The following is a 21571-nucleotide window of genomic DNA, read 5'->3' as shown; positions in this document are numbered from 1 at the left end:
TAAACCATGCTTAAGCCAACTTGCCTATGCATATGGCCAGCAACTAAGAATGAGGCTTATTGAAGGAATTTTCGGGTGAGATCCAGGTTCGCCCGTATAGATTATGTGGAACGAGGCGTGAATCTCCCGCAATTCACAACGGAGCCTTGAGAATCATTTAAGAGAAAAACGAAAAGAGGTTGTGTGGGGGAGCTCTAGCAGATTCGTTCGAAAGAGAAGGAAGCGAAGCCGGCAGGTAATAAAGAGAAAGCACGGCGCCAAATTCCTGGAATGGCGAATGCCAGAATGGAGAGGTGGTCAGGGAGGTTGACGAAAGCTTTCCGATGTGACAAGCCCAGTTGCAGAGAACCCCATGCAGTGGTTTCGTCTTGCTGTGATGGGATTCCGGAGAGTTGTGGGAGAGGTCCTGCACGGCCATGCAGGCCGTGGATGCCAGGAGCATGGCGAGAAACAGACTCGATGTCAGGAGGGCAATCGGTTGAAACCGCTGGTGCATCTACTTCGGGTTAAGGAGGTTGTGGATATGGGCGACCGATTCAGGGCTATCCCACTCTCTGGGCCCCATGATTCGTTGGCTCAGGTGTCCATGCGTATCCACAATCACCGTTGTGGGAAGATTTCGAACCATGAGCGCTTGAGAGAGCTCTTCTTGTTCATCCAAGAGGACATCGAAATGCAACTCGAGTTGCTGCCAAAATACTTTGATTTCTTGTGGACGAATATCGGTGGTAACCGCCAATATGGCCAACTGGTCGGGAGGAAATTTTTGACGAAGACGTTCTAACGAGGGCATTTCTTCTTTACAAGGGCCGCACCAGGTTGCCCAAAAATTCAAGATGAGAACCCGACCGGCTAATTCATTTGAATGCACGGGAGTGCCCTGCAATGTACGGAGCTGGAAGGCGGGGAGCTTCTGGCTGAGATCGACTCGGCTGAGAGTGAAGGGGACCGAAGAAGGGTTCCCCATGGCAAGGGTTATTCCCAGGAATCCTGAAGCGAGCAGAGAAAGCGGTGTCATGGTATTGGGTGTAATTGAGCCGTCTGCGGGGTGGGAAAAGAAAGAGGCTGGACCACCGTACTCCATGCCGGAAAAACCACTTGCTCTGACCAGGCAATGACGGCCTGTCCCGCGTCATTCAATGCTACAGCCGGACTTTTGGCTTTCTTCTCATTCACCTTATTCGGGGAACTAAATGTTTGCCCTCGGTCGAGGGAATAGGTGAACACCACTTCACGTCGCACCGGAGATTGCTCTTCCCATGAGACGAGTAGATGCCCTGCCTGATTCACGGCCAGTTGAGGATGATCCGGAAACGTGCCTTTCGACATGTTTAACAAGCGGCGGGGGGTAAAAGTTTTTCCCTGATCATCGGAATATGCCAGATATACCCCGGGAGTATCATCCGGACCTTCCGTGTACCAGGTGACATAGAGGCGTCCTTGCTGATCGACTCCCATGGTGGCCGGACGATGTGGGCAACCCTCGAAGACCCATTGATCATGGCCCACGATAACCGGGGGGGAAAACGATTTCCCGTTATCGGTGGAACGGGATACGACCGTTTCCCTGACCGCTCCGGACAAGACCTTGCGCCAGGCGAGATAGACGGTGCCATCAGAGGCAGTGGTCATATGGGTCCGGCAGCAGACACAACTGGATTCGTCAATTTTTAAATTGGGGGAAAGAGTGTGACCCTGATCTTGGGAAACGACGGTATAGGTGGCCGGATCTTTTTTCCCTTCCCGGGCATCAAGCCAGGAAATATGAACAGAACCATTCGGGCTCACGGTCAGATTGTCAAAAGAATGGCCGGTGACGGCCTCGTCGTCGTTGACTTGAACCGGGGGAAGAAAGGTCTTGCCTCCATCAACGGATCGGCTTAGGAGAAGAAGGTTGGCAAACGGTTTTCCGCCAGCATTCGGATGAGGGGTGGTCCAGGTTAGGTAGACATCGTTGTTATGGCCTAACGCCAGCGCCGGTGGTTCATGGAGGGAAGCAGCGGGAGGATTGGAGGGATTGACTTTGGTTGGTTCGGGATACTCTTCCTGTTGAGGTGGAACCTTGAGATAGAAGACACCTCGCTCTTCCTGCTTTTCCCCACCCCAGGCGAGGTGCAGTGTCCCGTCTGTATCCAGTTGGGCCATGGGGCCGGTGGTTTGCATGCCCTTATGGTCGATGATGTGCTTAGGTCCGGCCTGAATCATCGAGACAGATGGTTCCGCCCCGAGGGCTACGGATAGGGCACCTCCCAAGCCAATCGAGAGGACCACGGAAGTGGCTCCAAAAAGTACAGGTCTTATCATGGGTGCCTCCACAGATATTTGAATGTAGGATGAAAAATGACGTTCATGCTTCCCAAGCGTGAGAGAAGTTATTTTTACCAGAAGGGTGAAAGTCTACGCTACCTTAAGATGTGGAGTGCGGGCCGCAACCGCACCAGATGCATATGCATACTACAGTTTTTCTGGAAAAGGAAATAACTCGTACAATATAAAATTACTGGAAACGTGACAGCGAGATGTTTTCAGACGCGTTTCTCAAGCCCAAGCCATAGGGCCAGTGGAGGAACCCGGCGAATGAGTAGTTTCTCAATAAGCAGCATCAATGTCAGGGAAGCCGCAAACAAGGGAAGGTAGACACAGAAGAACAGGAGAAAGATCATGAATCCACATGAAAAGGGTTGGGCTTGGGGCAAGGGAGGAGCACCCAGTAATCCGGAAGGACGCCGACGCCACCACATGAGAATGCCGCTTGTTACCACCATGAGGAGACCACCGGTAGTGAATACCCCCAATACCACATTCGGCCAACCAAACAGTTGCCCTTCATGAGCCGCGACACCGAAGCCAATTATCCGGTCCAAAACATGACGGTCTTCAAAGTTTTCCCGTTGTAGAACGGCCCCGGTCGTGGCATCCAACATGACTTTGACTCGTTGTGGACGGTTCTGAGTGTCCGACTTGGCAGTCCAATACCCTTCAATGTGAGCAGGGGGGATTATGAAGACGGGAGGGGGGAGATCTAGCGCAGGAACAGCGGGCAGGAGGATATCGATCGGAGAATAGTCCAAGGGAAGGTCCACAATGTTAGCGGGAGGAATTGTCTGACCGGTATGGGCGAGCTGTTCCCCTGAAAGATCCTTTGGCGTGTTCCGGGAAGTTGCCCCGACCGTCCAATCCTGTTCCACAACAGCGGTTCCGGTCACACGACGAATCTCTTTGAAATACTCACCCCAGACTTTCGCCCAGGGCAGTCCGGTGACAAGCAAAAACAAAACAAAGAGAGAGATCCAGAAACCTGCGACGGCATGAAGATCCCGCCAGAATCCCCGTGAGCCACGGTTCAATCGGGGATACACGATTCCACCAATTCCTTCATGACCACGTGGCCACCACAGGTACAGGCCGGTGACGATCATGATCATCGTCCAGGAGGCAGCTAATTCCACAAAGACAGAGCCGATATTGCCCATCAGCAATTCTCCATGAAAATGAAACACCATCCTGGTAAACCGGTCTTCTTCAGGAATGTTCTTCAGAATTTCCAGGGTTTCGGGATGTACATACACACGAAAGCGTTCCCCCCGATTGTTCACAATAATCCGGGTTGCATCATCCTCATTCTTTGGCAGTTCATACGCGGATAAGGTAGAACCCGGGACGGCGTGAAGGGCAGCTTCCACTTGGGCCTGTGCCGTGGCGTGGGGTCCAGTAAGGAAAAGGCGATCATAGGGCCCGTCGAGCCAGGCATTAATCTGGGGAGTGAATAAATACATTCCTCCGCTAATCGCCAACAACACGATAAAGGGAACACAAAATACGCCGGCATAAAAATGCCAGCGCCAGACCGTCCGAGGATCGGGCCAGATCTGAGAGTAAATGGCTGGGGTGAGCTTAGACATCACAGCGAGTCTGAGTGACAGGGGGAAGTAAGGAAAATATCTTCAAAAAAAAGAACAGAGTTGGATGCTTTTTCTCGACCCAACTCTTGATGGTTGTATGCCGAGTGAAAGGGTTCCTGGTGAACAAGCCGGTGAAAATTCTGAATAATCCTTATTGGCAGGGAAGAAGTTAAGGCCCTAGTGAGATAGGCGATAAACGACCGGAAGAGTGATGGCGACTTCTGGTCGGTGGATCTTGTGTTGTAAGGGGAGCGGGCATGCCTGCCGTACGGCTTCCTGTGCGGCCTGGTCCAAGGGCTCGTAGCCCGAGCTATCCTGGACGATGACGTCTCTGAGCTGGCCCTCCGCTCCGATCGTCACTCGCAGCAAGACTTTTCCTTCCCATCCGTTGCGCCGGGCGTCGTTTGGATAGCGATTGAATTCGGTCACCCGATGGCCAAGAGAATCGGCCAGCCAGCTATAGTCGGTATGAATGCGTGAGCCCGTGACGGTCAATTCCGGGAACGTCTCGACCTCAGGCTGAGCGAAAGATTCCATTGCCCCGAGAGGCAGACACACAAGACATGCCAACACGAACATGAATGGGGTGCGAACGGTTCTTGGTAATGGTGGAGTGAGAAGCGTGAAGACCATCGGGTTAAACCTTTCTCGAATAACAATAGCCTCAAGAGAAATCAGGAAAGGAAAGAGAGCATACTCAGATGCCAATCACCAATCAATCTATCGCAACCATAGGATGCAGGATTCGTGATGTGAAGGGTTGGACAGTTTGGACTGATCCGGGGACGAAAGGCCGCTTTCAAGCTATTTGGGCTTGGGTGTCGCAAAACGAATTTCATGAGCGACAAGATCGTCCGCTTCTTTCTCTGCCTCAGCCACAACCCGGTCGCCCACTGCCGGACGAGCGGTGTTTGTCGTAATGCCATCGAGTTGGAAAATAGTCTTTTCCTGGATCATCAGAGTGACGGATTCACCTTTTGGAGTTGTCACAACAATTTGTTCCTGTGCGGATTCTGTGACCGTTCCGAAGATATGAATCGCGTTGCCGTGGGCAAACACAAAACTTGGGACCATCAAAAGCATGACCATCAGAATAAACGCCATCATGTGTTTCATCATCAATTCTCCTCAGTCCAATGTGTGTATGGTGCCGCGTACCTGTTGGGGTGAAATGCAAGCTTGGCTCCTAACAGAAACGCTTCAGGTCAGGGTTCTTTTTCAATCTACGGAGAAAGCCGAAATTTGAGGTCGATCACCCAGGATTTTCCTCTAGGAAACAAGATGCGCCCTCATGTGATTGAGGGATTGTTCCTGCTTTTTCAGTCTGATTGAGCGTAAGTTGAAAATGAACGATATAGAAGGAATGTCGGGTGGTCTACCAATGCCTGCTTACGGATGCAACAGTTTACTGAAACACACGGAAGACCGGATGACTCATGAGATCCCAAAAATATAGATCCCCCTAGATCCTGGTCCGGAAAGGCGGTGGTGAATTCCGCACCTCAAACAAAATCATCCTTCTAAGTTTAGAAAGTTCTGCAAAACCCATCATCAGAGCCTCAGAACATACATTACTCCTTGTTTAATTGGTTCATCCTTCCACCTCGTAGCTGGGCCAGACGGAGGCGAGGCGCACCAGAAAGGGAAAGTCGTGGGCTGGAAAATTCATGACGCACAGTGGATGGTTGAATGACGGATGAGAAGGGGCTTTAGGTGCGTGCTTGGCTATCAATACCTTTCCTTGAGGTGGTAGGGCGAAACATCTTCGGAAAGTTGCGCTTTTTCCGTTTGTGCTTCCAACGCATCAGGCCGGTAACAAAGAGGATCGTGGGTACCAACCCCAGGATCATAATGCCGATCCTGCCGGGAAGACCAAAGGCCTCTCCACTGTGAAGAGGAAAGAGCCATCGCTCGAATGTATCACCTGCGGTGAATTGTTCGGGGTCATAGGTGTGGAGAATCTGCCCGCTGTATTGGTCAATCCAGAGTGCCCGAGCCGGTAGGATATCGGTGCGCTCATGGGGCCCCTTTTTCACGATTCGATAGAATCCTTCTTGTCCCTGGGGAAAGAAGATCCACTGAAACCGTCCATCGGCGTAATATCCATTGGCGATGGCCGCTGCCCGATCAAAGCCGATGGGTTGTTCACCAGGCAAAGGTCTGGACGCCAGGTCTTCTGGGACAAGCGTGGTGGCGGAGAACATGCCGATCAGGTTCTTTCCAAAGTCGGGAAACACGAGATAGAGGCCGGAAGAGAGGGCTACTACCAACAGCATCGACGTATAAAGGCCGAGTGTTTTATGCAGATCGTAGACACGTCGAATACGCCCGGCTCCGCGTTTTATGGTGAAGGCTCCGCTCAATTGACCGAAAGACGGCCACCATAGGATCAGCCCGGACAAGAGAGAAACCAACAAGAGGAGAGCCAGCGCTCCCACGACCGTTGAACCCCTCGCCCCCAGGGCGAGGGTACTATGTACACGGAGGACGAAATCAAAAAACGTACCGCGCCATGGCCGCTCCAAATCAAGCCGTAAATGTTGTCCTTTGATTTGTGCCGTCTGTGGGTCAATGAAGACTTGATGCCACTCCAATTGTTCAGGGTTAGGTGCCGGGCGGCTGTAGCTCACCATGAATGCCGTATCCGGCATTCGTGGAAACACCAGCGCATAGGGGGTGCCATCAGATGGAATCGCGGTGTTGGCTGCCGCCACGATCTCATCCAAGGGACGGAATTCGAATTGTTCCTCTTGCGGGTTGACTTTCCAAAGACCAGGATGCAGCCACACCTCAAGTTCTGGCCAAAACGCCAGCATACTTCCGGTTAAGCCGATGATCGCGAAGACCGCTCCTGGAATCAACCCGAGATATCTATGGATCTTGAGCCAGAAGGTGCGGCGCCTGTTTCGAGCGTCTCGATCCCGGCCTTCTCCTTTAGTACGCAATTCTGATTGACCCGATGAATGTGCGTGGGGCTCCGACATTAATGGAAAAACGATCCCCCAAGGTTCCCCCGTAATACTTTTGATCTAGGAGATTATTGACATTCAACTGAAGGGTAATCCGGGCCATCGTAATCGGGATCTGGTATTTCATTAACGCGTCGACTCGGGCATAGCTGGGTAGTTGATAACTATTCTGATTGTCTCCTTGTCGCTTACCCTGGGCAAAAACGCCGCCACCCACTGTTAATCCACGCAGAGGCTCCTGCTGCATATCGTATTTAAGCCAGACACTCCCGGCATGCTTGGGCACATTCCAGAGCCGGTTCCCCTTGTTGTCCCCTTTCATGATCTCGGCATCGGTGTATGCATAGGTGGTGATGATACTCAACCCCTCGGTAATTCTTCCGGCGATGTCCACTTCAACCCCTTGACTGCGCGCTTCTCCCACAGCCTCGGAAAACGGTTGGCCGGGTACCTGGACCGGCAGATTCTCCTTGGTCAGATGGTAAAACGCCACAGTGCTGGTCAACCGATCGTTGAAAAATGCTGTTTTGAATCCCGCCTCATACTGTTCGGCATATTGCGGGTCGAGGATGTTGCCCGACGCATCGAACGCCAAATTCGCACTACCCAGGGATTGGACGTAATTGCCATACAGCGACAACCACTGCCACGGTTGATAAACGATTCCGGCGCGAGGGTTAAATCGATTGTTTTTGGCTTTGTTAATGTTGTTTGTCGCATCGGCCACGGATTGATCGGCACCGAAGGCCAATCCCAATTCTTGCGTGGCCCAATCATAGCGCCCGCCACCCAGAATATGCAGTTTATCGAACAGCGTGATCTGGTCCTGAAAATACAGACCATTCCATTGTGTCCGTTGGTCGATGAAAAAATTGTTTTTGACTCCGGCTAAATTGGTCGGATCGTATTGTGGATTGTAAATATTGATGGGGTTGGCGGCCAGGGATGTGGACTTCACGTCCGTAAACCCCCCGTAGTAATCCCATCCCACCAAAACATCATGCTCGATGCCGGCCGTATCAAATCGCCCGGTGAGATCAACGGTACCCATATAGGTGTTTCCGGTCGCATTGCCCTTATAAAAGAATCGTTGTAATTCGCCCGTCTGCTCATCCAGGCTTGCTCCCGATGTCTGTGGGTCCACAACGTCTCTGCGAGCGTAGTTAAACCGGGCACGGACTTTCCAATTCTCGTGAATGGCATGAGTCAACGTCGCTGTCGAGTTATAGAACCCGGTGTTGCTCTTATCGGTCGTCGGTTCGCCAAGATACCGTGATCTGGGAATCGAGGCGGGGCGGTTGCCCACGGCCACGATCCCGTAATCTTCACGGGTATCTTGGTTGAGATAATTAAAATCTAGATCCAATTGGGTCCGTGGAGTCATTTTCCAGGTCAGCGATGGCGCGACAAAGATCCGCTTGGTAAAGCCGTAATCGCGAAAGGAATCTTTATTCAGGTACTCCAGGTTGAATCGATAGAGCAATGTCCCATCGGTCGTCAGTCGGCCGGTGGCGTCGGCGGTGGTTCGATATTCGTTGTACGAGCCGAATTGCTGATTCAACGAATACATGGATTCGGCTTGAGGCCGTTTGGTGACCAGATTAATCATGCCGCCGGGTTCTATCCGGCCATAAAGATTTGCTGCGGCGCCTTTGACAACTTCGATGCGTTCGATATTGGCCAGCGGGAGTCGATCAGCCGATAATCGAAACCCGTCTCGATAGTTGTTGAAATTTGTATTGAATCCGCGAATGATAAATTCTTCGCCAAAACCACCGAACGTAAATCCGGGAAATACCCCGCTGACATTTTTGACGGCATCCTCGATCTGAATGGCCTGTTGATCCTGAAGCACCGCTTGCGGGATCACTTGGATAGAAATGGGCGTCTCCATGATCGGCGTATCGGTTTTGGTCGCGCTCGTCGCACGCTCCACGTTATAGGACTCGCGTTGCGCCGTGACATGGACCGGTTTGGCTTCCACCACCGGCACCTCTACCTTGTCCTGCTCTTCGATCGATTGGCCCGAGCCGATTGGGGGGAATGGTAAAAGAGGGATGCGTGGTTCGGGGACGGTAGCCGGAGCCGGGTCAAGTGTCTTGGGTCCCTCGACCGTTTCGGTTGCTGGAGGTGCCTGTTCCGCATGACTCTGTGTGGGTGGCACAGGCTTGGCAGGTCCCATGCAGGCAGTCAACCCGGTGAGGCAGAAGAGCGTCGCGACAATATGTGCGACCCTCGTGAGGAAACGGGAACATGTGGGCATTCGAGTGATGACTCGAGAGGATCCGGCTGAACTCATAGTAATAGGCTCCTACCTGAGCACCCTGGATGCAGGGACGTCAGTACTGTGTGATGCCGACGGTCCGGTTCCGGGAGCGAGACCCGGCATGCCTGGTGGGAGGAAACAGTGTGAGGAGAGACCCCTCCCTGCTCACATTGCGAGATGTCAGTCCCAGGGCACACGAGTCGAAACGGACCAGGCCGGCTGCGGCTCATGATTAATCGAATGTTGTGTGGTGCTTGTAATTAGGAGATGCGTGCGCTGAAGGGAGGACTGCGGCCATGCGCGGCAATCACCGGACTGTCTGGCAACGAAATAACTTGAATGACCAGTGGAGCGAGTACGGACCCCTGCAGCGGCATGTAAGGCTTGTCCGGCAGGAGAAGCATCTGATCGTCCTGATACACCGTACAGGCCCATCCGACGAATGGGTTGAAAGTGGATTGACCATGCTGACAATGGCTATGGGAGCTTGCCGCATGGATATGCACAGTGCGGATTGTCCTGATCTCCCAATCTGCGACGCAGATATAGGCCCCGAAGGCGGCCACAAACCGGATGCCGATCAGCAGACAGATCAGCCATAGACTGAACTGTCCAGGCTGTCGAGTCACAGGCCTACAGGGAAGAGCGGGGGTCTTTTGTTGGGTGTTGACTATCATGCGGGGTGAGAGGCCATATTCTCAGTACATTGAGAACAACAGAGGGAAGTCGTGCAATTTCATCCATTTCATCATGATAAATAATGAATTCAATATTTCGATATAGCGTACAGGAGCATGGTTGTATCAGAGCCATACTGGTCCGGCTACCGACGTGTACTGACCGATACTACAGTTGTGTGGTGAAACAAGATTGCCTTATCTACACATCAGATCCAGGCTGACCCGTAGGAAGCTGATTCGTCGCGCTGGCATGATACAGAATCTACAGGCCGCTCGTTGGTGAAGAGATTGTGTTGTGTGGTAACTCCTCCGTCAGTGTTACGAGCGAATTGTATCCAGAATGTAGCGGGAAATGGGAATGGCTCAGGCCTATGTCAATCCTTGGTTCACCCGATCCGCCAATGGATTGTTCTGGAAAAGCGGGACAAATGAGAATAAAACAACAGGGTGAAGGCCAAGGAGGTTGCAAGTCCCAATGCCTTCACCCTGACAGGGAGCGGGGTGGGTCAGGGATGAGTCACGCCGCTCCGATTGATGCTGGAAGAGTGCAGTGATCTCTTAGCTTCAAGGGAAAATGTATCCTATCCGGTGAGATTGTTCTACCGATCTCTACTGATCGGTGCTACACCCGGGAATATTTCTGGCAAATATGTTCATGTAACTATTGTTATTTTGATAGTTCTCCCTTACGAACCCGTTAGGAAAAACCGCGGTTCCATATCATGCTCCTTCTCAAGCTTTCTTGAGACCATGTCGGTATCTTTTCCTGGCATTCGAAAAATTATGAAGTGAAAAAATACGTTGCAACGATTGGTTAATGAAGGCGTGGTTTGGTAGCGAGATCTTCCATCACAGGATATATTTCTTCCGGTTGTTCGAAAATTTTCGCATCCATGTTCACATTCACCAAAGAGGAGGATTCTGGTATGCCGTGCATGCAAGTTGGTCAATGGTATCGGGCGGGCTCAGGAATGTGTGTCGTGTTGGCAGTGGGGTTTTTGATGCAATCGGTCGCCATGGCCAATCCCCATGAGCCAAGGGAAGTCGGGCCCTATACCTTAGCCGTCGGGTTTAGGATCGAACCGGCATTTGAGGATGCCGTTAATGCCCTTGATTTTTTTGTGACCCGAACATCAGACGGGAAGCCTATCAGCGTGAGTAAGGGAGATGTGGTGGATATTGAAGCGCAGGTTCAGTTCCGAAAGGAAGAAAGTATGGGTTCTGCGATCATTCAGGAGGATCGACTTGCCAAACCCGAGCAGGCCTTCGGAGCCGACAATCGGTACAATGCCTGGTTCAAACCCACGATTGACGGGGCCTATGGGTTCAGAGTCAGGGGGGAGATCAATGATCTCAGCGACCCGCAAGCCGGGCCGCTATTTTTTGATGAAGTGTGGGTTTGCGGGGCCGGAACCCAAAATCCCCAAGGCAGCCGGTTTGGCTGTGTGGAAGATCCGCAAACATTCCCCAAAGGTGTTCTTGATCACCGAGGCATAGACCACCATGGGTATCAGGACGATGATAGAAGAAAATTTTTCAAGGAAGGGGGATCGCGTAAACACGGATCCCGCGATCGAGACTGAGAAACATCATTGGCATTTCATCGGTGACTTCAGCGTGGGGGGGAATTCGCGCATGCGTGTTCTCCCTCATCGTGGATTTGAGCGGTGGTGTGGCCGGGAGAAGCGATGATGGCCCTCTCCATTGTATTTTTTCTTGAATTTCCGTGACGATTCCATTCTGATAGAAGATAATCCCCACTTCCATGGTTCGGCGGTGGGCACGGGTAATCGGAACCTGGGTCACCCTGATGGATGCGGTTTGAAGATGATGATCCTGTGTCGTGAGTAAATAGTTCTACTATCCGGGGTCGAGAATGTGGGGGTACAGGGAAGGTCGGCAACGGAGGTCTAATGAGATGGAGGAGAAGGCAATGCCGGATCGTTTACTCCTGCCAATCGAATCCGGAGGCTCGTGCCAATTCCTGTGGGGTCTTGAGTCCGGTTAACCGTCGTTCTCCAATAATCCAGGTGGGGTATGTTTTGATGTCGGCCTTGAAGCAGGGGGCGGTGAGACCGCTTCCTCTTCCGCCCGAACTGCATTCCACATAGGGGAGCCGTTTAGCTGATGAGAGAAATGTGGCTTTCTGTTCCTGGCAACGAGGGCACCAATAGGCGCCATAAAACTTGGCGCCGGTGTCATTGAGATGGATGGCGAGTGCCTGCAGTTGCGGATCTTCAGGGCCTGCTGCCGGGTCAAACCAACCTCCATAGTGCAGGTGGAGCCCGCCAACGATGAGTAGTCCGACCACGACTGCCTCTTTCAACGACTTCGTCCAATTGGGAGGACGTTGAATGAGAGCGAGACCCAGTATGGTCGTGATGATGGCAAATGAAGTCAGGCAATAGGGACAGGTGGCTTCGATCTCCATGACCGAGACGATGGTCAGGTAGGCGCTAACCGCGAATCCACTCATGGCCACGTAAATCAACGCCGATCCGCTACCGGACTGGCCACGGCCGGACCACACCAACCCCGCGATTACCATATAGGTCACGAAACCCCACAAGGCCATGGGAATTCCCAGAAATGTAGCCCATCGGCTGCTCTGCACAATGTCACAGCCCGAACCCTCGCTGCAAAATGCCGGGTGAACCTCGAACGAGGCCGTATAGGTCAGGTAGGCGGTTAACATCAGTCCGACACCGGCCAGGATGATGAGGAGAAGGTCGACGGTTTTCGAACCTGAGTGCAGGGAAGCCGGAGTGTTCGATGTCTTTCTTGGAGCTTCGGTGTCGACTGAGTGTTTTTGTCTTTTTGATTTTGCCATAGCGCGACTCGTGAAAGAGTGTATCATGGGATTCCTGCCAATGAAATCCCGACAATCAATGTATCAGAAACTCCCGACCGTGGGTGAGACTTTTGATGAGGCCATGTCAGGCGCGTATCTCCCAATGATGAATTGCTGAGCACGGGATCGAAATTTCAAACGGCTTTTGGTCCCTCAAGGTCTTGCTTGAGAAAGGGATAGGGTCGGGCCCTTGTCTGCCGTTTTGTTTCAGGATTGGATAGGGTGATAGTCTTTCGGTCATTGGTTCTGAGTGATTGGATGCCGGAGTAGGGACCTCTTAGCCTGAATATTTTTGGCCACTGATGAGCGGTGTTGAGGAGGGAAGAGGCGGGGTGCGCATAGGAGCAGGGTGAAGGTCTAGGAGGCTGCAGGAGTGCAATCCACCTTCACCCTACTCGTCCAAGGTTGGAGGCCGGTCCGTCCCTGGATGTTCTACGCTGTTCTGTTTTTCCTGGAACCAGGAAAGGATGCGTTGTTTTGGTTAATGAGTCGCATGCATTCGTTTCTCAAAATATTCATCATACCGGTGCACAAAATCTTTGGATTCACCAAGGGGTAAATGGCACCCCCGGCAGGTCGTATAATCGACCTCCAAGCGATCGCCATTGGCATTAAACGCTGAGTAAATCCAGTCGCCGTTTTTGAGATTCTCCGGAGCGCCTTTTCCCCATCCTGCTCCTTTTTGCATGACAAAAACCTTGGCCAATTCGGCTTTCACCAAATTTCCGTCTGCTCCTTTTTCCAAAGTTCCTTTGACATTTTTCTTGGCGTTGTAGATTGCCATCACCAATATGGATCCGTTGGTGAAGGCTTGACCTGGTTGGTTTCTGGCACCAATCGGGTTGACGTACAGGTCACGGACCGCATCGGGCTTTTGGACCCCTGATAAAAAGACGGGGAAGGATGTATAGTCTGAAGGAAATGCCAGCTCACCGTCTTTCGGCATGGCGCCAGATTGAACCGCAAGAGGCATGGTGAAAAAAGAACAGACTAGAACCACAAAGGCCGGAAACGCGATACTCATTCTTTGCATGTTTCTTAATCCTCCTTCGCCGAACACTCGTCCGGTTGACGCAACCGGCAGATCGTGAAAAGCCAAAATTGGAAACGTCTAGACAGTGGCTCCAGCATACGATGGACCCAACAGTCCGTCTACAGACGGATACTGTCTTCTGCTACAGCGGGATGGTTTGGGATCTATAGCCGAGTGGGTGATCGAGACGGTCTCTGTGTTATATCGATCTCTCATTTCCAGAACTTCTCGGGTTAGGGATATTGCGAAGGCACATGGAAATTTAATGGATTCATCGCCTGGTAGCTGACGTTCGTGCCCATTCCCGCATCGGGATCGACAAATCCATCGGCCATCCCGGTTTCGTGAAAGGTGAATGCAGATAAGGCGGTCGGATCACTATTGAATTGATTGACCCGTTTGGCGAATATCCGCCTGGCCGCTTCAATCCGGTCAATTTCTTCGTCCGTTCCGTATACGACAAATGGTGGATACGAACGGCAGGAATCGATTGCGGCGTAGAGGACCTGACGGAGATGCAAAAACGTATTCAGGGCGGCGTTTCCTAATTGTTGTTGTGATGCAGGGAGTGAGGCCATAAATTTGCTTCGCGCTATGCCTTCGGGGTGCTCTGCCGTAAAGATCACGGCATAATTCCGATCAAAGGCAATCGCGCCTTGGGTGACGATTCCATCGGTTAAATCCTGCAATTTGATGAAATGGACATACTGCTTGATTCTGGCTTCGCGAGATTCGGCAGGTATCCATTGTCCGGGAACCTTGCGAATGATGAGATCATGATATTTTGCCACCTGAATCCTGATGGATCGGTCATGGCCGCTGCTTTGGCAGAGGGCAGGGCTGAAAGGGCGTGGGTCAAGTTGAAACGAAAGAATGGCTTGCTCACGGCCAAACCCCAGGCTTGGAAAGAACAAAAAGAAGACGATCAATAGGGTGAAACTGCTGGTTGGTCGGAAACATTTAAAGGAATAACTGTACATGAGACAGTGCCTCCATTGAGTAGGTATCAAGGAATAAATTGAAAACCTGCTTGAGAGCCGGTGAGTGCTCCGGACTCTGAGGTTTGGTTCAGTTCTTCTGCGAACCCACGTCTTTCATCTTCATGAGTGAGAAAAACCAACGGGATCCAATGAGAAGCTTAGAAGAGGGAAAAGTGAGGCGGGGCACGAGAAGCACTGTGGTGATGTCGGAAGAGATCAGGTGCTGTAGGTTTGAAGAGGGGAAGAATGCCCAATAGAGAAAATGACCTGAGGATGTCAGCTGACAGCGTCTGAAGGCCTTGCCCGGCTTGGCACGTCCAGCTACACCAGGTGTTCCCATGAGTCTGCTGATCATGGTGCCCGTGGTGGATGTGGAGTGGAGCCGTATAGGCAAGGCCTCCGGTCACGCACAGGAAGCACATGCTGAGCATGAGAGCCGCAAACGATTGTGTGAGAGTGGTCTTCCTCATCTTGGGCCATTGCAATTGCAGCAATTTTGATGATCTCTTCCGTCAGGCTAGCTGTTCCGTTGCAAGGTGTCTACGGACGGGTGCTCATCAATGCAACAGTTTACTCCCTGCTCATTGACATTCCGTGATGGCAAAATCCCAATGGTTTTTGCGATTTTGTTGAATCAGCGCATCGATGGAATCCCGAAATATTCGTAAGCTGCCTTTTCCAATTTTCGTCGCTTTCAGACGATCTTCTTCGACCCACCGATAGATGGTCCATCGGCTGACATTCAAGGTTTGAGCCGCTTCACCGACACGTAAAAGTTGTTTGTTCATGGGTTCTCCTTCCGCAGCCTGTATGCTGTGTCATGCGATTACAGTCATGTGTTCGTGTCCGGTCACTACTATGAAAGATCCGGAACGAAATAGTTCCAACCGGGCTTCAACATGGTTACTTCTTGAGCGCAATACGTCGAATCAATGGAGAATGGAGATCATTGGACCATTCTGCTCACGACGAAACGATGCGCTTGGGATGTGGGTTCAGGGACGGATTCGTTGAAAATCCGAGTCTATCCATGAACCAAAAAACGAACGGGTGGGCCGCGAGGAGAGAATCTGTGTAAGGGCGAGGTTCGGGAAAAGATGAATACCGGTGTCAGGGGCCAGAACATGATGGGAAAAAACAGCGCCGACCATTGAGCAATCGGACTGGCACCTGAGGCAATCTGGGCGACATGACAGGCCCACGAGCAAAGAAGAGAGAGGGATTGGGCCGGGTGGGAATGGTGAGAGGTGTTGGGATCAAGGGATCTTGAAGCACAGAACGCTCCCGCACCCAGGAGGACGACGTGTAACCCAATGAGTAGCCCGATAAGGGCATGTGCCAATCGAGGCCCTACATTGGTGAATGGAGTTGCTGGGGTGTGGTTCATGGTTTCCGGGGGATTAAGATTCCGAATTGGGTTTTGTGGCAATTGCCATGTTGGAAATGCCGGCCAATCGAATGATGTCCATCACTTTTATGACCTGGCCATGGGAAACCTGTTCATCGGCGTTAATGACGACTGAAGGGTCCGAGTCGGTTTGCCGAAGGGTTGCCAGGCGGACTTCCAGTTCCGGTAGTTCAATGCGGTCCTTATTGTAGTACAGCATTCCTTCATGGGTCAGCGTGAGAGAGATTTGCTCAGGAACTTTATCCGTTGAGGAGTCGGCCGTCGGCAAATTGACCGGCATCCCATGTTGAATGGTCATGGACAGCGTGGCGATCATAAAGAACACCAGGAGAAAGAACATCGTGTCGATCATCGGAATGATCTCGATGCGGGCCTTTTTCTGTGTGGCGGCAGGTAGTCTCATGGAAATCTTAATGCCCGGTTTGTCGTTGCGAAAAGGTTAACAGATAATGTGAATGGAAATCTTTAAAATATCCGTCTTCAGTTGATAAGCCATTGGGTGTCACACCTAGAATAACGAACTAGGTGTGACAACCTCAATGTTCTGTTCCCTGAACGATTGTGTCCGGCCCGAACACATTAAAACTTCCATTCGATTCCACCAAACCCGCTGATCCCCTGACCGGGATTGAAGTACCGGCCCAGACTGTCATTGACCACGACAGCACCCGCATAAGTTTGATCGGACAGATTTCGTCCTTCTGCGAAAAAGGATAAGTTCTTACTGTAATTATACCCTGCCTTCAGATTGACGAGGAAATAGGCCGAGTTCTTGGCGGTGTTTTCGCTGTTCACGTAATATCCGGCGAGGACCCATTCAAAATTCGGGGCGACAAAAAATCCCGCCGGATGATCATAGCGTACCTCCCCCGCAAGCTGGTGCTCGGGTGCCCCGGGAACCCGGTTGCCGTCCTTGGCCACCAAGAACTTTTGAGTTCCATTGTCTCCTCCGCCGTACACGTCATCGGTGAATTTAAATAAGGACCAGGTATAGGCGGTACGAACGGAGATCGTGTCGCTGTGGTTTTTGGGGCCCTGAACCAGCAATCCGTTGGCCACCACCATACTGCCTCCTGCTTCAATGCCTGTGTGTCGCGTCCCTTTGGCATTTTGATAGGTCGGTTGGTTATTGATATTAAACGTCAGGATTTCCTTTTGCATTTCCAGGTTATAGAAGGTGAGGTCCCAGGTATAGCGGTTATCCGCTGTGGAGCCTCGCGTGCCAATTTCAAACTGCCAGGCCCGTTGCGCATCCAGGTTGATGAAGGGGGTGGTGGGGACTGTGCCGTCGGGGTTGATCGATGAGGTCAATTCGACATTGATGGGGGGTTCGTACCCACGGCTGACGTTTCCGTAAATTTGCGAGGTCCCGGTGGTTTGGTACACGAACCCCATCTTTGGGATAAGAGCATTGAAATGACGTACGCCGGTATCGCTAGTATTTAAATCTCCCGTAAAGGGACTGTAGAGTTGGTTCCTGCCCTGCCGGATGCTGTATTCCCAGCGTCCGCCTGCAATGACAAGGAAATCATCGGTTACGTTGAATTGGTCTTCCAGGTAGGTGCTGAGATTGGTCGTCTCCAACGTGAGGTTTTGGGTCTGTATTCCGCGTTTGCCCAAATTGTTGACAAAACGCCGTTGATTGGTGTCTCCGTATCGTGGTTGATTGCCGATGAGGAACTTGTTCTCATGTCCGAAAATGGGATGTGAATTGACGTATCGAATTTCCCCTCCCACATTATAGTTATCCTGGACGATCGTTTGGAAAATAGGATGATCTACGTATTGGTAGGAATAATAGGGGATAATCTCAAAAAACTGGTGGGATGCGAATTCATTGCGATAGGCGGCCCCGACCCGGATATAACTATAGTACCGTCCCCATTTGCAGGCCTGGTTTGGCCCGCAGGAAAACGGATTGATTCCCCCCAAGGTGTTAGCCTGCCTTCGATCGGAATCCAATTGCGCTTGGGTAATCGACCCTGGGAGTGCTTCTGACACCTCGGCTCCCAGGATATAGGCGCGCACTTCCTGGTGATCGCCGATCTGAAATCCGAAGTTGGCATTTAACCGTCCGCGTGCCTGCTGGCTGTTATCCTGAAAGCCGTCCTGATGATTGCCCGAAGCGCTGATATAGTAGTCGGCGGTGGTGTCCATGGTGCCGACCTTAAAGGGTTTGGTGACCTGGCCGCTGGAGACCTGTCCTGAATAGAGTCCGAAACTCCCAGCCAATCCACGCGCTTGGTAGAGGGAGGCGTTGTAGCCCGTGCGGGGCACAAAATTGATGGCTCCTCCCAGGGTATTGGCTCCATACCGGAGGGCGTTGGACCCTTTATACACCTCGATACGCTCATAGGCCATCAAGTCGATGGATTCAAAATCGGAGAATCCGTCCGCATCGCCGAAATAGATCCCGTTGATGAGAATATTAATACCACGATGATGAAAGTTGTTCCTGAGGGAAGTCCCCCGGATTTGGAATTGTCCTTCGTCGGCACCGAATCGGGATTGGAATCGCACGCCTGGAGCGAATTGAAGGACGTCGGTTAAATTGAACGCACGGGATTCCTCGATTTCTTTTTCCTCGATCAGGATGGTGCTGCTGGGCCGGCGAGCGAGTTCTTCCTTGACTACATCGATGTTTTCGATTCGTTTGGCTTCTACTGTCACAGTTGGAAGTGTTTCAATTATTTCTTCAGCTATACCCAGGGAGGGCTCGATTAGGAGAAAGCTAATTGCCGCGCAAAACTGCAAGGCTAGTTGCATGTTTTTGATTTTCAAGTACTTTAGGTCGATCATGGATTTCACGTATCCTTTCCTGCACGCATGAAGGGATTCAGGTCAGGCTGAACAGGGTTCTGCCCTTATGGCTGCAAAAAAATATTAAGTTGGAATCGTGGAACCTGATTAAACCGGAGGGCCGCGAGCGAGAGACCGACTCAGCGTTGCCTGTGCAGGAATGACGGAAAAAAAGAAAACGAATCCGACGATTAATAGGGTGTGGGTAAGAAGTGCGTTGTGGGTCGTGTCGGCCGAGTTCGCTTTCGAACTGACCTGACAGGCCCATGAGCAAATTGAGGAATGGGAAGTGGTGTTTTTGGAATGATGATTGATTGGAGAATGTTGGATCTCATGAGATGCCACGCAATACGTGGCTATGCTCGCCAGAGCGAGATACGCCACCGCGAAGATGACTGAAGGGAGTGTAAGGCGGCGCGGCATCATGGGAGGGCTCGATGGCTTGTCAGGCATGTTGAAGGGTTTATGTCTTGTGGTTTAAAAATCCTGTCCATTGTAGATCGAAGATTAATGCGCATGTTTGGCTGTGGCATCTGTATGGTGAGTTTCGCTCCATGACAGAGGTGACCCTTGCTTCATACGAAGGATAATGTTTTGAACCTGTTCGAAGTCTTCAAGCGGATTGCCCTGTAAAACAAGAAAACTGGCTTCATATCCCTCGTCCAATCGTCCAATTTTCCTTGAAGGAAAAATAGTTTGAGGAGTGGTCTCACTCCACATTTTCAGTAAGGTCAGATTGTCAAAAATTCCCATGTGATGAAGGTGAAGTGCTTCCGCCAGGGAAGTTTCCGCATGGTCGCTTCCGATGGCAATGGTGACCCCGGCCTGATGCAGTAACTTGAGGTTTTCCATCTGAATTCTCTTGGCGACCTCAAGGACATTTTTCACGGGTGGCGGTTGGTGCTCTTGGGAATTTGCAGGAGAGTGGGGATTCGCGTCCGTCTTGGTATGATGTCCTGCCGGGTGAAAGTGCTCGGCGACGGTCGTCGTGACAATCACGGTCCGGTGTGTGGCCGCCAGTTGGGCATCTTCTTGAGTTAATCGCACGGCTGACTCTTGGTCGGGCGAAGGAAGGAACCACCCTGGGAGATGGGCGATCTCATCCACATGATTCTTGATGGCCGTTCGAAAGTCATCAACTGTTTCAATATGTGCGGAAACACGCAGGTTTTGCTGGTGCGCACGCGTGACAATCGGCTCGATAAGCTGCGGATTCAGGCCGCTCCGAAACCCATGAGTGGCGGAGCGGGTGCCGTGTTCAAAATGTTTCGAGTCGGCAAGATAGAGCTTAATGAAATCCGGCTTGGTCGCCATGATGGCCGGCCAGTAGGTTTCCACATCCTTCAGAGAGGAAAGAGCAAAGTAAGCTCGCCCGTTGAACCATCCTTTTTCACGTTTGCCAATGACCGGTTCATAACGATGGGTGCGAAGTATGTCTTCGTATAGAGCAATGGGATGACCGCGTTTCCCGGTCAGACCGGCATGGGCAAAGATCGCATCAATGGTTTCCGGTGTGTTGAGTTTTCCGTCGATTTGCTCAACAAACTCGGGAATGTCGGTGGTATTTTTTACATAAAAAATACCATCCCGGACATAATGATTGATGACCTGATCGATGTCCCAGGCACCTTCGACGTTGTGGGTGTGGGCTTCGCCAAACGGTGGCACGACAAACCCGCCTTTCAGATCAATGGTCTGTTCAACAACCTTGGGCCGGAGGCGGGTAAGTGAGCCATCGACCGCATACCAGGTATCCCTGGTGAAGCCTTGTCCATCAAACCATTGGCCATTGATAAATTCATAGGTTTTGGCAGTCTTCCGGTTGTCGAAAGATTCGATATTGGTGGTTGGTGGGGAATGAGTGGGAATGCTACATCCCATCAATCCCAGTCCACTAATGAGTAACAGGATGGTCAAAGACAACAGGGTGTATGGTGTCTGTTGACTCTGAATCCATTTTCTTTCGCCCTGAATAATCATGCCTGGAGGCTTCAAACATGCTAAATGAATGAACCTTCTGAGTTTGGCTACGATTTCTCTGCTTTGTTGCTGTGGGTTGTCCATGCCGTTCGTAAGCTGAAGGTGGGAATTAGGAATGTCCCAGGAACGACTGAAGTTTGGTGGCATATTGTTCAATGCGCTCGGTTTCCCGTTCGACCATGGAAAGGAAAAAGTTGTAGGGAATGAGCGTGATGACGGCAACCCCAATTCCTGCAGCGGTGCAAATGAGTGCTTCAGCCACACCACCTGTGACCGCGTGGGGATTTCCTAGTCCTGATTCGGACATGATGTCGAAGGAATCGATCATTCCAATAATGGTTCCTAGCAGTCCCAGTAAGGGACCCAACGTAATGATCGTATCCAGAACGGATAATCCCCGCTTTAATCGGGCCAGCTCGCCGATTCCAGCTGCTTCCATGGCTTTGTCCGGTTGTTGGTCTCGATGAAATATGCCTGCCGCAAGCACGCGGAGTGTGGGGCTCTGGCGTTGTTCGGCTAATGCCAGCGCATCCGTCCATTTTCCCTGTTCAACCAGTTTGATCATCCGGTCCGCCAGGCGGCTGAAGCGCAACGATCGGAATTGGAATCCACGTTCGATGCTGACGGTCAGAGCTAATAATGAGCAGCCCAGGATGGGGATCATCATCCATCCGCCACCCATCAGTAATTGAATCATGCCTCT

General features: G+C 51.6%; 19 protein-coding genes. 2 read left to right on the top strand and 17 right to left on the bottom strand.

Annotation, left to right across the window (positions count from 1 at the left end; all coding sequences use genetic code 11):
• Positions 1-496 precede the first annotated feature (496 nt).
• The 8 genes from ACWHYD_RS16065 to ACWHYD_RS16030 all read right to left on the bottom strand — a co-directional run bounded on the left by ACWHYD_RS16065 (position 497) and on the right by ACWHYD_RS16030 (position 9766).
• Positions 497-1018: a TlpA disulfide reductase family protein gene (locus ACWHYD_RS16065; protein ID WP_447963035.1), complete on the bottom strand. Its 522-nt coding sequence runs from the start codon at positions 1016-1018 to the stop codon at positions 497-499.
• Positions 1015-2304 carry a sialidase family protein gene (locus ACWHYD_RS16060; protein WP_447963034.1) on the bottom strand — a complete coding sequence of 430 codons (1290 nt, stop codon included), beginning with the start codon at positions 2302-2304 and terminating at the stop codon, positions 1015-1017. The genes ACWHYD_RS16065 and ACWHYD_RS16060 overlap by 4 nt, the downstream gene beginning before the upstream one ends.
• A 221-nt stretch (positions 2305-2525) precedes the next feature.
• Positions 2526-3902: a PepSY-associated TM helix domain-containing protein gene (locus tag ACWHYD_RS16055; RefSeq protein WP_447963033.1), complete on the bottom strand. Its 1377-nt coding sequence runs from the start codon at positions 3900-3902 to the stop codon at positions 2526-2528.
• A gap of 177 nt (positions 3903-4079) precedes the next feature.
• Positions 4080-4535 (bottom strand): energy transducer TonB family protein, encoded by a 456-nt coding sequence (locus ACWHYD_RS16050; protein ID WP_447963032.1) that lies wholly within the window; start codon positions 4533-4535, stop codon positions 4080-4082.
• Positions 4536-4706: 171 nt separating this feature from the next.
• Positions 4707-5021, bottom strand: a complete 315-nt coding sequence (locus ACWHYD_RS16045; protein WP_447963031.1) for a hypothetical protein — start codon at positions 5019-5021, stop codon at positions 4707-4709.
• A gap of 590 nt (positions 5022-5611) precedes the next feature.
• Entirely contained in the window at positions 5612-6886 is a 1275-nt protein-coding gene (locus ACWHYD_RS16040; RefSeq protein ID WP_447963030.1) for a PepSY-associated TM helix domain-containing protein, read from the bottom strand.
• Positions 6837-9170, bottom strand: a complete 2334-nt coding sequence (locus ACWHYD_RS16035) for a TonB-dependent siderophore receptor (protein WP_447963029.1) — start codon at positions 9168-9170, stop codon at positions 6837-6839. The genes ACWHYD_RS16040 and ACWHYD_RS16035 overlap by 50 nt, the downstream gene beginning before the upstream one ends.
• 227 nt (positions 9171-9397) lie before the next feature.
• Positions 9398-9766, bottom strand: a complete 369-nt coding sequence (locus ACWHYD_RS16030) for a hypothetical protein (protein ID WP_447963028.1) — start codon at positions 9764-9766, stop codon at positions 9398-9400.
• 977 nt (positions 9767-10743) lie between these two features.
• Between ACWHYD_RS16030 and ACWHYD_RS16025 the strand changes: the two genes are divergently transcribed.
• Complete coding sequence (locus tag ACWHYD_RS16025; protein WP_447963027.1) at positions 10744-11400, top strand: hypothetical protein; 657 nt, start codon at positions 10744-10746, stop codon at positions 11398-11400.
• A gap of 362 nt (positions 11401-11762) precedes the next feature.
• Here ACWHYD_RS16025 and ACWHYD_RS16020 read toward each other — a convergent pair whose 3' ends face one another.
• The 3 genes from ACWHYD_RS16020 to ACWHYD_RS16010 all read right to left on the bottom strand — a co-directional run bounded on the left by ACWHYD_RS16020 (position 11763) and on the right by ACWHYD_RS16010 (position 14681).
• Positions 11763-12647, bottom strand: a complete 885-nt coding sequence (locus tag ACWHYD_RS16020; RefSeq protein WP_447963026.1) for a vitamin K epoxide reductase family protein — start codon at positions 12645-12647, stop codon at positions 11763-11765.
• Positions 12648-13149: 502 nt separating this feature from the next.
• Positions 13150-13701, bottom strand: coding sequence for a cytochrome P460 family protein (locus ACWHYD_RS16015; RefSeq protein WP_447963025.1), 552 nt, complete (start codon positions 13699-13701; stop codon positions 13150-13152).
• A gap of 233 nt (positions 13702-13934) precedes the next feature.
• Positions 13935-14681 carry a hypothetical protein gene (locus ACWHYD_RS16010; RefSeq protein WP_447963024.1) on the bottom strand — a complete coding sequence of 249 codons (747 nt, stop codon included), beginning with the start codon at positions 14679-14681 and terminating at the stop codon, positions 13935-13937.
• Between the two features lie 308 nt (positions 14682-14989).
• Between ACWHYD_RS16010 and ACWHYD_RS16005 the strand changes: the two genes are divergently transcribed.
• Positions 14990-15181 (top strand): hypothetical protein, encoded by a 192-nt coding sequence (locus ACWHYD_RS16005; RefSeq protein ID WP_447963023.1) that lies wholly within the window; start codon positions 14990-14992, stop codon positions 15179-15181.
• A gap of 81 nt (positions 15182-15262) precedes the next feature.
• Here ACWHYD_RS16005 and ACWHYD_RS16000 read toward each other — a convergent pair whose 3' ends face one another.
• From ACWHYD_RS16000 to ACWHYD_RS15975, 6 genes are all read right to left on the bottom strand, one after another.
• A complete protein-coding gene (locus ACWHYD_RS16000; protein WP_447963022.1) occupies positions 15263-15469 on the bottom strand; it encodes a helix-turn-helix transcriptional regulator in 207 nt (68 codons plus the stop codon).
• Positions 15470-16081: 612 nt separating this feature from the next.
• Positions 16082-16492 (bottom strand): ExbD/TolR family protein, encoded by a 411-nt coding sequence (locus tag ACWHYD_RS15995; protein ID WP_447963021.1) that lies wholly within the window; start codon positions 16490-16492, stop codon positions 16082-16084.
• 176 nt (positions 16493-16668) lie between these two features.
• A complete protein-coding gene (locus ACWHYD_RS15990; protein WP_447965889.1) occupies positions 16669-18888 on the bottom strand; it encodes a TonB-dependent receptor family protein in 2220 nt (739 codons plus the stop codon).
• Between the two features lie 108 nt (positions 18889-18996).
• Positions 18997-19314: a hypothetical protein gene (locus ACWHYD_RS15985; RefSeq protein ID WP_447963020.1), complete on the bottom strand. Its 318-nt coding sequence runs from the start codon at positions 19312-19314 to the stop codon at positions 18997-18999.
• Between the two features lie 81 nt (positions 19315-19395).
• Positions 19396-20868: an amidohydrolase family protein gene (locus ACWHYD_RS15980; RefSeq protein WP_447963019.1), complete on the bottom strand. Its 1473-nt coding sequence runs from the start codon at positions 20866-20868 to the stop codon at positions 19396-19398.
• Between the two features lie 109 nt (positions 20869-20977).
• Complete coding sequence (locus tag ACWHYD_RS15975; RefSeq protein ID WP_447963018.1) at positions 20978-21565, bottom strand: MotA/TolQ/ExbB proton channel family protein; 588 nt, start codon at positions 21563-21565, stop codon at positions 20978-20980.
• Positions 21566-21571 lie beyond the last annotated feature (6 nt).

It is taken from the genome of Nitrospira sp. Ecomares 2.1 (assembly GCF_965152585.1).
The sequence above is the reverse complement of the archived record's forward strand: the minus strand, read 5'-3'. Positions and strand labels throughout refer to the sequence as shown.

What these genes read in the sequence shown, in the direction of transcription:
- ACWHYD_RS16065 (WP_447963035.1), bottom strand. Translation starts at nt 1,018, where the DNA reads ATGACACCGCTTTCTCTGCTCGCTTCAGGATTCCTGGGAATAACCCTT.
- ACWHYD_RS16060 (WP_447963034.1), bottom strand. Translation starts at nt 2,304, where the DNA reads ATGATAAGACCTGTACTTTTTGGAGCCACTTCCGTGGTCCTCTCGATT.
- ACWHYD_RS16055 (WP_447963033.1), bottom strand. Translation starts at nt 3,902, where the DNA reads ATGTCTAAGCTCACCCCAGCCATTTACTCTCAGATCTGGCCCGATCCT.
- ACWHYD_RS16050 (WP_447963032.1), bottom strand. Translation starts at nt 4,535, where the DNA reads ATGGTCTTCACGCTTCTCACTCCACCATTACCAAGAACCGTTCGCACC.
- ACWHYD_RS16045 (WP_447963031.1), bottom strand. Translation starts at nt 5,021, where the DNA reads ATGATGAAACACATGATGGCGTTTATTCTGATGGTCATGCTTTTGATG.
- ACWHYD_RS16040 (WP_447963030.1), bottom strand. Translation starts at nt 6,886, where the DNA reads ATGTCGGAGCCCCACGCACATTCATCGGGTCAATCAGAATTGCGTACT.
- ACWHYD_RS16035 (WP_447963029.1), bottom strand. Translation starts at nt 9,170, where the DNA reads ATGAGTTCAGCCGGATCCTCTCGAGTCATCACTCGAATGCCCACATGT.
- ACWHYD_RS16025 (WP_447963027.1), top strand. Translation starts at nt 10,744, where the DNA reads ATGCCGTGCATGCAAGTTGGTCAATGGTATCGGGCGGGCTCAGGAATG.
- ACWHYD_RS16020 (WP_447963026.1), bottom strand. Translation starts at nt 12,647, where the DNA reads ATGGCAAAATCAAAAAGACAAAAACACTCAGTCGACACCGAAGCTCCA.
- ACWHYD_RS16015 (WP_447963025.1), bottom strand. Translation starts at nt 13,701, where the DNA reads ATGCAAAGAATGAGTATCGCGTTTCCGGCCTTTGTGGTTCTAGTCTGT.
- ACWHYD_RS16010 (WP_447963024.1), bottom strand. Translation starts at nt 14,681, where the DNA reads ATGTACAGTTATTCCTTTAAATGTTTCCGACCAACCAGCAGTTTCACC.
- ACWHYD_RS16000 (WP_447963022.1), bottom strand. Translation starts at nt 15,469, where the DNA reads ATGAACAAACAACTTTTACGTGTCGGTGAAGCGGCTCAAACCTTGAAT.
- ACWHYD_RS15995 (WP_447963021.1), bottom strand. Translation starts at nt 16,492, where the DNA reads ATGAGACTACCTGCCGCCACACAGAAAAAGGCCCGCATCGAGATCATT.
- ACWHYD_RS15990 (WP_447965889.1), bottom strand. Translation starts at nt 18,888, where the DNA reads ATGATCGACCTAAAGTACTTGAAAATCAAAAACATGCAACTAGCCTTG.
- ACWHYD_RS15985 (WP_447963020.1), bottom strand. Translation starts at nt 19,314, where the DNA reads ATGATGCCGCGCCGCCTTACACTCCCTTCAGTCATCTTCGCGGTGGCG.
- ACWHYD_RS15980 (WP_447963019.1), bottom strand. Translation starts at nt 20,868, where the DNA reads ATGATTATTCAGGGCGAAAGAAAATGGATTCAGAGTCAACAGACACCA.
- ACWHYD_RS15975 (WP_447963018.1), bottom strand. Translation starts at nt 21,565, where the DNA reads ATGATTCAATTACTGATGGGTGGCGGATGGATGATGATCCCCATCCTG.